Annotated in this window: 12 protein-coding genes and 1 tRNA gene; 3 read left to right on the forward strand and 10 right to left on the reverse strand. The window is 52.5% G+C overall.

The window, feature by feature from the left end; translation table 11 throughout:
- Positions 1–8 precede the first annotated feature (8 nt).
- From H4684_RS18255 to H4684_RS18290, 9 genes are all read right to left on the reverse strand, one after another.
- Positions 9–1,694, reverse strand: coding sequence for a type IV secretion system DNA-binding domain-containing protein (locus tag H4684_RS18255; protein WP_192624841.1), 1,686 nt, complete (start codon positions 1,692–1,694; stop codon positions 9–11).
- A gap of 1 nt (position 1,695) precedes the next feature.
- Complete coding sequence (locus H4684_RS18260) at positions 1,696–2,028, reverse strand: hypothetical protein (RefSeq protein ID WP_192624842.1); 333 nt, start codon at positions 2,026–2,028, stop codon at positions 1,696–1,698.
- Positions 2,029–2,043: 15 nt separating this feature from the next.
- Entirely contained in the window at positions 2,044–2,292 is a 249-nt protein-coding gene (locus tag H4684_RS18265) for a hypothetical protein (RefSeq protein ID WP_192624843.1), read from the reverse strand.
- Between the two features lie 3 nt (positions 2,293–2,295).
- A complete protein-coding gene (locus H4684_RS18270; protein WP_192624844.1) occupies positions 2,296–2,877 on the reverse strand; it encodes a 3'-5' exonuclease in 582 nt (193 codons plus the stop codon).
- A 171-nt stretch (positions 2,878–3,048) separates the two neighbouring features.
- The gene (locus H4684_RS18275) at positions 3,049–3,243 is read right to left on the reverse strand and encodes a helix-turn-helix transcriptional regulator (RefSeq protein ID WP_192624845.1); all 195 of its coding nucleotides are present in this window, start codon (positions 3,241–3,243) and stop codon (positions 3,049–3,051) included.
- 338 nt (positions 3,244–3,581) lie between these two features.
- Complete coding sequence (locus tag H4684_RS18280) at positions 3,582–6,443, reverse strand: DUF927 domain-containing protein (protein WP_192624846.1); 2,862 nt, start codon at positions 6,441–6,443, stop codon at positions 3,582–3,584.
- Between the two features lie 96 nt (positions 6,444–6,539).
- Positions 6,540–6,755, reverse strand: a complete 216-nt coding sequence (locus H4684_RS21295) for a helix-turn-helix transcriptional regulator (protein WP_407644775.1) — start codon at positions 6,753–6,755, stop codon at positions 6,540–6,542.
- Positions 6,756–6,924: 169 nt separating this feature from the next.
- Positions 6,925–7,224: a hypothetical protein gene (locus H4684_RS18285; protein WP_192624847.1), complete on the reverse strand. Its 300-nt coding sequence runs from the start codon at positions 7,222–7,224 to the stop codon at positions 6,925–6,927.
- A gap of 365 nt (positions 7,225–7,589) precedes the next feature.
- Positions 7,590–7,660 (reverse strand) — tRNA-Arg (locus H4684_RS18290).
- Between the two features lie 148 nt (positions 7,661–7,808).
- On the opposite strand from H4684_RS18290, the gene H4684_RS18295 reads away from it, so the two are divergent.
- Entirely contained in the window at positions 7,809–8,987 is a 1,179-nt protein-coding gene (locus tag H4684_RS18295) for a tyrosine-type recombinase/integrase (RefSeq protein WP_192624848.1), read from the forward strand.
- 26 nt (positions 8,988–9,013) lie between these two features.
- On the opposite strand, the gene H4684_RS18300 is transcribed toward H4684_RS18295, so the two are convergent.
- Positions 9,014–9,241 (reverse strand): helix-turn-helix domain-containing protein, encoded by a 228-nt coding sequence (locus H4684_RS18300; protein WP_192624849.1) that lies wholly within the window; start codon positions 9,239–9,241, stop codon positions 9,014–9,016.
- 155 nt (positions 9,242–9,396) lie between these two features.
- Here H4684_RS18300 and H4684_RS18305 point away from each other — a divergent pair, with 155 nt between their 5' ends.
- Together H4684_RS18305 and H4684_RS18310 are read left to right on the forward strand one after the other, a co-directional pair.
- Positions 9,397–10,119, forward strand: a complete 723-nt coding sequence (locus tag H4684_RS18305; protein WP_192624850.1) for a metallophosphoesterase family protein — start codon at positions 9,397–9,399, stop codon at positions 10,117–10,119.
- A 144-nt stretch (positions 10,120–10,263) separates the two neighbouring features.
- The coding region (locus tag H4684_RS18310) for a metallophosphoesterase family protein (RefSeq protein ID WP_192624851.1) at positions 10,264–10,854 on the forward strand (591 nt) is incomplete at its 3' end.

Below are 10,854 nucleotides of genomic sequence, written 5' to 3' on the forward strand. Positions count from 1 at the left end.
TCAAAAAGTTATTCAAAATCGGTCACGGATGGATTGTTATTATCGCTTTCCACCGGCCGTGATTTGCGCACAAAAGCGTCAGCTCGGGCAGCTCGCGGCGGGGGGTAGTCGAGGTGAATAGGACACACCCGGCCTTCTGACGTCATCAGGAAGCCTTCGCATTTTGCGAGCTGGCGCAATTCTTCCGGCATAACGAGTCTCGTCTTTACAACTTGCGTCTGCTGCGTCTGTCCTTCACTCGCCGTCCTGTTTTTGCCGCGAGTCTTGTTCGCGCTCTTATTGGTCGTAACGCGCTCAATTTCTGCCTCCCCTATTCGCTTCGAAATTTCTTCCGACATTTCGACGTCTGTTGTCCGGAAAGAAATCCAAGAACCGCAGTTGCCCAGAATCGCGGCGGCGCCTTCGCGTCCGTACCGCTCCCGCACCTGAGAAAGTGTCTGCACCGCGATTAGCGCCGTTGCTCCGTATTTCCGGCCTTTGCTCAACAATGTGTCTCGCACGCTGCTAACTTTGCCGATGCTATCAAACTCATCGAGCACAAAATATTTACGCTGCTTCGATTCTTTCGACATCGCGGCCAGTATAGCAATGTCAGACCAGCACGAGATTAGCCCTTTTAAAAGCTGAAGCTGGCCTCCGTCCTGGTAAGGCAGAAAAAGCCAGCCTTTGTTTTCCGCCGTTTCCGAACAAAATTTCTTGAGTGAAAATCCGTCAGCACCTGCACGAGGATCAAAGCTATCAAAGCCACGCAAATGCGAGGCCGCAATTGCCCGCGCGGATCCAAACATTTTCTCTGCCGATTTTTGGAGCATTGGCGCTGCTTCCGTGTCGTTCAATAGCGCTTGCAGCTCTTCTGGAAGTGCTTTGGTTGCAAGCCTGTAAAACTCTCCGTTTGTTCCTGACCCGCTCTCATGCAAAACCTGCATGAGGCATTTTAAAAAAGTTTGTGAGTAACCAGCCCAGGCCGCGTTTGGGCCATCTTCGTTAGGCACCAAGCTGCAAGCTATCTGTGCGCAGTCTTCAGTCTCATCAATTTCTGCAAACGGCGACCACTGCGCAGACCGAGCGTCCAGCGGGTTTAAAATCACATCGCCCCGCTCCGGGTTGAAATATCGCTTCAAAAACCCTCCGCCGTTGTCGACGACAAAAGCCCTCGCTGTCTGTTCCTCAGTGTCCAAAAAAGTATAAAACAAAACACTTTTTCCGGCGCCGGTAGTGCCTGCAATAAAATAGTGAGTGTAGAGAGAATCGGCAGTCAGAGGCACGCCACCGAGCACAACCGGACCAAGTGCCGCTTTCGATTTCTTAACGTCCCAAGCTACTTGCGCGGCTGAGAGCATCTTTGCGCCTCGCAAGTGTGTTTCGTTTCGGTTGTTTTTGATTTTGTAAGACTGCACACCAGACTGACTCTTATCGCCCGCGAAGCCCCAGACCGCCACGGCCGCTGCAGCCCCGAGCCCGACCGCGATTAGGCCACCAGGTGCGCCAAGTGCAGACAGTGCCTCGTACTGACCACGGAACGAATCTACAAAATACTGTGCCGACGGATCCCAGAGTGACTGGATAGTGTAACGCATGTGGTCAAAATAATTCCGCTGCCCGGCGCTCTGCATTGCATAGTATTGCAGTCCGCTATACGTGAGGATTGACGTTGCTCCGAAGGCGCCTATCGTTTTTGCTGTCAAATCTTTCATTTTATTTAGTCTCCTTTTCTAGCGCCCATGCGCCACTAGGTGTAATCACATTTTTCGCAGCTTCCTCAAATTTTGTGGCATTTTTTACGTACCACCCATTCGTTACAGCCCGCTCAAAATCACTTTGAGCAGTCGCATAACCGTTGAAATATATCGCCGCCATTGCGATGGCGATTAGTACTCCTTTCAACATCAAGCCGGGTGCTTTATCTGCAAAAGCACAAATCCAACCATGCAGTTTTTCAGACAGACTTGCAGGCCTTGTTTTCAGTTCCGGCTCAAATTCGTCCAGATCCGGCTGGTAAAAGTCTTCGTTTTTGATTCGATTTTGCATATTTCCTCCACGAAGTTATTTTGAAAAATTTGCCCCGGCCCCGGCCAGCCGCTTGGGGTCCAGGGCGCCGCCGTTCAGAAGCATGTACGCTGCCGTTTCCAGCCCCAGCAGCACTAAGAAGCCGACCGTCCACAGCTCCCACCGGTCTGGCAGACAGACCGCCAGGCCGAAGAAGCCCCACCCAGCGATGACGAAGCCCCGGAGCTGAAAGATTAGCGCCACGACCAAGTGCAAAGTCCAAAGGATTCCTTTTTTGGCGCCCATATTTCAAATCTCCTGCGCTGCGAGGTGTTTGATGATGCCCAAGGTCATACGACAGTCTGCGGCCGCCCTGTGGGCCCCCGTGGGCGCAATTCCGCAAGCCTGGGCCGCAGCACTGAGCTTATGCCATTTCCAATTGCCGTGCTTCGGCGACCACTCACCACGATACTTACTGTAAATCTGCATCACACATTTCGCCTGCCGCTCCAGGTGGTCCGGCAAACGGCACCCGGCAAACTGGCTGCACTGACGAATCATGCGCAGGTCGTACGGCGCATTGTAAATTGCGATTTTTTTATCTGCAAAAAGATGCATGACGCAGTCGTGGACGTCTGCCCAGCTTGGCGCATTGCACACCATGCCGTTTGTAATACCATGTATTGCCACAAGTTCCGGAAGGATCGGCATGGTTGGCCGCACCAGCGACGTGAAAAGGTCTGTACCGTCACGGTCAATAATCGAAATTTCTACAATTTCGGCGTCTGTTCCAAGGCCGGTTGTCTCTGTGTCCATCACAACAAAGTTAGATTCAAGCAGTTCGCGGGCCTCTTTTATTGCAACTCTTCGCACTACGTTCCTATTTTGCATATGCTCAAGCCTCCTAACCGGCCATATAATTAACATAAATTACACCCATGCACATTATTGCAATGCATACTGATGCTGTCGTGATTGCAAGTTGCAAATATTCGAAAGCTTTTCCGCTCGTCACTGCGTTAATAAATTTATGTATTTGCATATATCCTCCAAGAAATTGGTTTATTTTTTAACTTTTGGCTGTACCGGCATTGAATCAATCAGAAATTGGTCAACGAGTTTAATGTGCCATTTATTTTGGTTGCCGATTTTTGCGGGCCGGGGAAAGCCGCCTGACTTCATGAGTTTGTACAAAGTCGCTCTGCCAATTCCGACATACTTCAATACTTCTTCAGTTGTAATCCAAACTCGTTCCATTCTACCACCTCGATTCAATTATTTTGTTTTATCTCGTGCTTCCAAATTCCTTCATATCAACCTTTTTGTCTTTGTCAACACATTCTGACAAGAAAAACACGCCTAACACCTAACGCGCCACTTTTTTATGCGTAAAAAAGTCAATAAGATTTTCGGCGATGCTATGTAATATAAGGCTTCGCGGCATGGTGCTGTGCAGAAATGCAGATGTTAGGAGTGATTTTGCGGAGAGAAAAAAAAAGAAGCCCCGGATGGCCGGGGCTGTTGCTTGGGGGAGCTGCGTTGCGTGTAGGGAGATGGAATTTTGGAATTTTGGAAATGTTCCAGGGAAAAATGGATTAGGCTGTCTTCTTCCAGCCAATTGGAGCCAGAACCCCGCACCCAGAAAGCCCATGGTCGTAGCATTTGCAACCAGCGCAGCTACCAGGAAAACCCGAGCAGTCAGTTACGATCTGTGCGCCAGAGGGCGGTAAAACCTCTGATGTGGACACGTTGTTATCTGTGTCCTCGTTAAGCTCAATTTCCACAACATACACCCGTTGCCGCCCCAGGTCGGGGAGTCTTATTTTTTGGTTTAAGCGGTCCGACTCTTGGCGCCGCAACATACCGGCCCGATTCAGCGCCTGGACTCCCCTTTTAATTCCAATTCCCTGGAGCACATCCCCCAGCTGTTCCTGGAGGAAAAGAAATTGCGTCTTACCATCTATACAGCGGCGAAATCCCGCCCGGTCCAAGACCCGCTCATGCTGCTGAGGCCCATCAATATCCTGGAAGCGGCTCCGACCAAAGCGTGTGATAAAGGATTTCACGAGCTCGACGGCCTTCCTGTCTTCCTGATTGCCTCGGCCTCGGTCAGCAAGCCAGGCCCTCGCACACGACAGTGCCGCCCTGGTCGGCGCTCCCTGCCTCCACGGCACCAGACCTTTCTTAGCCGCTAGTTCACCGGCCGCAGCAACTAAAGCAAAGCGTCCCAACACCCGGCGTTCCTGACCCTCCGTGACGCGCAGCTCATCGATCAGACGCATGGCGATTTCGTCACGGCTTGCCCTAAATTTGAGGCCATTCAGCAATTCTTTGCTTAAAATTTCGAGCCACGCTCTCCCCAGTAGGCCATAATTTTCCTCCGCCGCCGCAACAAGCGAATCCGAAAAAGCCCCGGGGCCGGAGTGTCCGTGCAGATTTTGCCACGTTGCGCCCTCTATACATGCAGGTATGTCGACAATCCGAACCTCTTGCCCCCCCTTCGCCGTCTGCCCATCTTCCTTAAGTTTTTCTCGAAGCGGCATTTCCCCGGATGAAAGAATCAAGACACGCCATGATTTGAGATCGCGAGCAGAGCCATCTGTTTGCCCCCGCAACCTGCCTTGTCCGTTCGCGAGCATGTAAACCGCCTTTCCCACCACCGTTGAAGATGCCTGCCCGATTTCATCCAGGCAAAGGAGGCTGTCATTGAACAGCGCAACAGTGCCCTCAAGTCCAACCTTCGTGCCGTCCCACGTCCTCATGCCACTCAATGGCCCCCAGACACTTCTCGCAGCTCGAAGTAGCGTCGTTTTACCCGTGGAGGAATTCCACCACATATGGAGCCCCCCGGAGTCCATGCCAGCCGATTCGACAAGGGGAGCCGCGAGTGAAGCCGAAATACAAAACATCAGCAGGTCATTTCCGTTCGCCCGTTCGCCAATAGTATTTTTCCATCCATCTAGCGAACCGGCGCACGTGAAAGGATTCACTCCGCCCACACCCTGCAACACAAGACGCTCGCTGCTTTCCCCGATGACAGCGTCAGGGAGTACAAATGCCCCATCATGCCAGCCCGTGCGGTCCACGCCCCGCGCCCGCTCAGTAGGTGCAACACGAGCAAAAAATGTGGTCAGCATCTGCTTTTGTTTTGGCCCCGGTTCCGCCAACCACCCCAAAGCAGCCATTTCTTTGAGCCAGGGCGCTTTTGGGTCAGCAAGTGAGGAGTTAGATAATACATAATCATGCCCCACGCCGTCATAATCTTTCCACCTCAGTTCTAGTCCCCATTCCTTGCTCTCAGTTGAGCGCACCCGCCCCACTACTTCCAGCGCCGGGGCAAGGTAATACGTAATAGGGTCTTTGTCCGGACTCGAGTCATCGGTGTAATGCAATCCTTTTGCATTGATAAAGTACCCGTGAGGCAAGGCAGTTTTGCGTTTAGGGGCTTCAGTCTGCGCCGGGGCCTGACCGCCCTCTATAGCGGCACAAACTGCCTCCGGTCCCTTTTCCTGGCACACGTCCCAAAAGTCGGCCTTGCGCCCCATAGCAGGCAACGCAACACGCCCGCCGCAGGCCTTGGCGGCCTGGTTGGCCTTCTCGACGCCGCCGGGGTCGGGGGTGTCGTCATCGGCAGCAATAACGATGTCGGCGCCGGGGGCGGCGAGATCCTTCACCCAAAGTGCGACACGCTTTAAACTTCCGCTGTCAAAGGCCACGACGACAGGCAGACCAGTGGCCTGGGTGAGAGCGTCGCCTGTAGCAAAGCCCTCGCAGATGATCACTTGGCCTGCATCCCGGAAAGTCGGACCCAGGGAAAGGAGACCCTTCTTGCTCCCACCCAGCAGTGTTTTGTCCCTTATATCCGGTGGATCGCCAAAGACCGCGTCTGGGGCGATAAACTGCAAGCCGGTGATTTCGCCGTCAGGAGAGTACATCGGCACCATCAGGCAGTCATGATTCAAATATGTCCAGCGCCTAAGCAGCAAGCAATGCTTTAAGCCTTTGCGTACCACGTAAGGATGATTCAAGACGTTTTGACTCGCCTTCTGGTACCACTCCCCTGCCCGCTTGATACTCTTCTTTTCCTGTGCTGTTGTTTCCTTGGTATTTGATTTGACTGCCTTGGTCGTGGGCGTGATCCTCGTGCGCGGGGCGCCATCCCCCCAGCCGGCTTCCTTGGCCAAAAAGAAGAGAGTGCCCGGCCCAATGCCGCCGTCCTCTTTGAAAGATTTCCAGGCGTCACGTGCGGCGCTGGCCTCGTAACTGGCTCCCCCTTGAGACCACTCATTCCAAAGGACAAAACCACCGTCACCGAGCGCCGCGTGAACCGCCTGACCAATCCTTATCCACTCGTCCCGGGGGCAATCCGGGGAAAGAGAGAAAAGAGCAGAGTTGATTCGGTCAAGATCAACCGACGAAGCCGCGCCAGCGTTGACACTGAGGTCATTTTGTAGCATATTTATTACACCTTGATCGTAGAGGTTAAGTTAATACCCGGTGCGCCGGGGTGCGGGTTTGGTGTTCCAGCACCAAGCCCTTTTTTTTAGGCATCATCATTGCTCGTAGCGGGGCTCTACCCTGCTACTCTCCAGGAACAGATCTAAGTCAGCTTTGTCGTACCGTACTGTCCTGGAGCTCGGATATTTCACATACCGCGGTCCGCGCGATTTAGTTCGCCAAAATCGCAAGGTTGCGACTTTCATTCCCAAGTAATCTGCTGCCTGGTGCTCATTCCACATCCTTTCTGTCTCCTTCTGTGTACTGACCATTTTTAAGCTCCTTAACTATTATCCTTTGTGAAAACTGGATACCTAGTACTATAATTTTAGATCTAGTCAACCACCTGAAAAAATGCAATTTTAATCTCAACATGTCTCTTTACGTATCAACGCGTCTCAGCACGCCTCAACATACACCAAAGAAATATTATTTTTTGCGTTAGAAATGCTCGTTCTTACCTCGCGCTGATAATCTAGCAAATATCCGGGCATGTTCCTCGACTATTAATTTTTCCAATAATTCTTTTTCTGTTATACCATAATACACCGCGATCCGCGCAAAATTGTGCTTCGCTTCCTCTGAAATCCACGTGCTAAGTTGCTTTTCATCGACCTCGCCTTCGCGCCTGCGGCGGCGATATTCTGCTTGTCGCTCAGCATTCGTCTTTGCTTCGCGCCTAAGACGGCGATATTCTGCTTGTAGCTCAGCATCCGTTTGTGCTCCTTTCTCTATACTCATGCCACTTCCTCCTTCTCATTTCGTTATGGAGTAACATTACTCAGTAACGAGTCGCTAGTCAAGTTATTTTTGAAAAGCCCCAGCAAAAAAGATCTCACTTAAATAGCTGCCCCGGTATGCCCCGGTTGCCCTGCCCCGGTGCCCCGGTAGACAAAATCGTACCGGGGCGCTGGGAACCCTCGCCAGCCATAGCCGCGCCCCGGTGCCCCGGTAGTCCCGGTAAAAAAGATATATATATTGAGAGAGCTAAAAAATGAACACTCACTTATTAATTGAATTTTAAGGCGTATGTGGAATGGTGTGTGGAATGCTCCAGGAAAAAAGAAAAAGGACCTAGATTTTTACATCTAAGTCCTTATTTTCTTTGGTGCGCAATGCAAGAATCGAACTTGCGGCCTTTAGCTCCGGAGGCTTAAAAGTCACTTTTTCATCAATTTCTACCAAATCCCATTGCATCCTATATCTCATATTTTTCAGATAGTTATGGACTAGTCACTCTCTATTGACTTCTGGTCCCCGAGCTGTATTTTGGCCTTGCGTGCGGGGAAGAATCGCTTGAGGTACCGAAACGCGAGGGGGAATTCATGACCGAGGAAAAGCGCGAGAAGTCGAAGAAATATCCAGGCGTATATTGGCGCAAAAACCCCGAGAACGGCGAAAAGACCTATTACATTCGCTATCGGCTCGGGGGGCGTGGCTCCAAGGAAATCGAGGAACCCGTGGGAAAGTCTTCAGCCGCCATGACCGAAGCCAAGGCAAGCCAGGCAAGGGCCGCACGCATGGCGGGCCAGTCCCTGCCCAACACAGATCGCAGGACGCTGGAGAAGGCTGCCCAGGAAGAACTGGCTGGCCGCTGGACCGTCCAAAAGATCTGGAATGAATACAATGAAGCACATAAGGACCGGGCCTGCGCCAAGCCGGACGCATCCTATGCAAACCACCTCCTGCCCGAGCTTGGCGAGAAGACCCCTTCCGAAATCGTGACACTGGACCTTGAACGTCTGCGCCGGAATCTGGCCAAGACGAAAAGCCCCAGAACGCGCAAGACCCTGTCCGCTCAGACCCAGAAACACGTCCTGGCCCTGCTCAAGCGCATGCTCAGGTGGGCGGCGGACATGGGACATATTGACCCGCCAGTGCACCTCAAGTTCCGCATGCCGACCGTGGACAACGAAAAGACCGAGTTCATGACCGAGGATCAGCTTTCGGCATATCTTAAAGCATTGGATGAAGAATCGAGCCAGCACTGCGCGGCCTTTTTCCGCATCGCACTTTTGACAGGGATCAGGCGGACCGCCCTTCTCAACGTCATGTGGTCAGATGTGGATCTCGAGAATGGATTCCTCACCCTGCGCGGGGCCACGGCAAAAAACGAAAAGACGCAGACCATACCCCTCTCCCCCGGCGCGGTGGAGGTGCTGAAAGGCATCGTGCGCACGAACTCCCCTTACATCTGGCCAGGCCAGAATGGAGGCGCCAGAGAAGACATGCGGCGCATGGGGCGACGACTCAGAGACAAGGCCGGGCTCCCGGCGGACTTCCGACCGGTGCATGGGCTCAGGCATCATTTTGCCAGCCATCTGGCCAGTTCGGGAGCGAGCCTTTATGAAGTTGGCACGCTCCTGACCCATGGCGATCTTAGCGTAACGAAAAGATATGCGCACCTCTCCGATCACGCGCTGCGACGAGCCGCTTCTCTTGCGGATGACATGGTGAAGGTGAAGAAAAAGGCTACGGTCTCAAAAATCAACGGCGAAAAGTAATCGTCTAATCGGCGCTTTGCCAGATATCACTCTTTAAACAAGTCAACTATTTTTACATTCAGTCCCTTGGCAATTATCGCAAGAGTTTCAAGCTTGCACAATTTAATTTGGCTTGTTCTGGCTCGCTCAATAATTTTTGTGGACAACTTTGTTTCATTTGAAAGCGCTACTATGGATATTTTTTTCTCTTCCATAATTCGCTTCACATTACTCGTAATCCCTGTTGTTTCCGAACGAATATCGTAAATTGACATGACCCCACCACCGTCCTGATTGTTTTGGGTGAGACTACCGGAAATGTATTGACAAGCCCAACGTAATATATTACTGTATTCATCAACCTTTACCTTCTCCCGGCACCGACATTAAAGCCGTGTCTTAATAAAAAATTTATTACTTACAGATCGTTATGAAAATTATCATCATGGGCGACATTCACGCAGATTTTGGGTCGGTGAACCAGTTTCTGAACAAACAGAAGCCGGACATTGTTCTGCAATGCGGAGATTTCGGCTGGTGGCCACATCGACACGGAACAGAGAAAATCACCAGAAATCGCCGATTCGATCAGTATTCCATCAAGCCGCAAAGCACAAAAATATACTGGTGCGACGGCAATCACGAAAATCACGACGACCTGCAAGAACGCATGAAGGCTGCCCCTGGGCAGCCCCTGGAAATTCCGGTTCCCGGCTGTTTCTACATGCCAAGGGGTTCAGTCTTGACCTTACCAGACGGCAGGAACGTCCTCTTCTTCGGGGGAGCCATGTCCACCGACAGGGACGGTCGAACCGAAGGCGACGACTGGTGGGCGAAAGAGGTGCCCACTGTCGAGGACCTTGATCATGCCCGGGCGCAAGTTGCTGCCCATGGCGGACGCGTTGATATCGTGATTTCGCACACTGGACCTACACGATTCTTGCGACAGCTCCCGGCAAAAGAAATCAACCCGGCCAGGCTTATGGATCCCACGGTGGCCCTTCTAGACGCGGTTCTGGAGGAGTTTCAGCCGAGGCAGTGGTTTTTTGGGCACTTCCACTTACACGCAAAGGGAGTGGATCAGGGTTGCGCTTGGCAGTGCCTGAGCGGAGAAGGCTTGGGGGGCACGTGGTGGGTGGAGCTGAGCTCGTAGTCTGGAAGTGCCAAAATGTGGCACTTCCAGACTACGAGACGACGGTGAAAAGCGGGTTTTGGAGGTGGTGTTGTGAAAGTGGAAATGGGTGCAGGGTTCCTAGCGGGAGGCCTGGGGACCAAATCTGAAAAACTGCGGGGGACTATGATTCTGTTCGCAGGCGACTGCCACGGGGATTTCGTGCCTGTCATCGAGGAGGCCGACGATGCCTTGGCTGTCGTGCTCTTGGGCGACCAGGAGCCGCAGGTGTCCCTGGCCGATGAGTTGGGGCCTGGCTTGGCCAGAAAATCGTGGTGGATCTACGGAAACCACGACAGTGACTATTTGGACTTCTTCGAAAATCACAAATCCATGGCCGACCGGAACCTGCACTGCCAGATGATCGAGATCGATGGCGTGCGGATCGCGGGCCTGGGCGGTGTGTTCCGCGCAAAAAAGTTCGAAATTGACCAGACCACGCGCCTGGACGAGGTGGATCTGGACTGCCCACAGGACTACCGGGAAGCATGGATCAAACTGCGGCGAGGCGGACGAGCGTACCCCGCAGACTTCACCTCAATCTTTCCTGACGATCTGAAATCCTTGCTGGCGCTGGCAGGACACGTGGATGTGTTGGTAACTCATGAGGCACCAGAGAGCCATGTTGATCAGCACCCTAATGGAGCCACCGATCGGCACCCTAATAGATCCAGCAAAAGTGAGAGATTTTCGCTCGGACGACCTCGTCTGATTACG

Origin of the sequence: Desulfomicrobium macestii (assembly GCF_014873765.1) — a bacterium.
In the GTDB taxonomy this organism is placed as follows: domain Bacteria; phylum Desulfobacterota; class Desulfovibrionia; order Desulfovibrionales; family Desulfomicrobiaceae; genus Desulfomicrobium; species Desulfomicrobium macestii.